Annotated in this window: 1 pseudogene; it reads left to right on the top strand. The window is 70.4% G+C overall.

The window, feature by feature from the left end:
• Nucleotides 1-542 (top strand): annotated as a pseudogene (locus CA983_RS48815) (hypothetical protein); the annotation flags it as partial.
• Nucleotides 543-608: the final 66 nt, after the last annotated feature.

Raw genomic sequence — 608 nt, 5'->3', positions numbered from 1 at the left:
CCTCCCGAGAGCTGCTCACCATCCAGCCCCACACCAGGGTCACCAGGCAACGGGCCGAGGCGGCCTACGCCGTCGCCACGGACCGCGACCAGGCTCTGCTGGACCGCGGCTGCCGCATCCGCACCCTGTACCAGCACACCCTCCGCCACTCCCCCTTGACCGTCGCGCACCAAGAACGACTGAGGGGCGACATCGAGGCGCGCGCGCTGGACGAGCTCACCGACCGGCTCATCATCGCCACCCCGACGCTGACGCTTCTCAGCGGAAAGAAGCGGATCAACGAGGCCATCACCGCGGCCATGGCGGACGCCTCCCGAGAGCTGCTCACCATCCAGCCCCACACCAGGGTCACCAGGCAACGGGCCGAGGCGGCCTACGCCGTCGCCACGGACCGCGACCAGGCTCTGCTGGACCGCGGCTGCCGCATCCGCACCCTGTACCAGCACACCCTCCGCCACTCCCCCTTGACCGTCGCGCACCAAGAACGACCGGCTGCCGCATCCGCACCCTGTACCAGCACACCCTCCGCCACTCCCCCTTGACCGTCGCGCACCAAGAACGACTGAGGGGCGACATCGAGGCGCGCGCGCTGGACGAGCTCACCGACC

Source organism: Streptomyces swartbergensis (genome assembly GCF_002148965.1).
In the GTDB taxonomy this organism is placed as follows: domain Bacteria; phylum Actinomycetota; class Actinomycetes; order Streptomycetales; family Streptomycetaceae; genus Streptomyces; species Streptomyces swartbergensis.
This window is presented reverse-complemented; position numbering and strand designations above follow the sequence as displayed.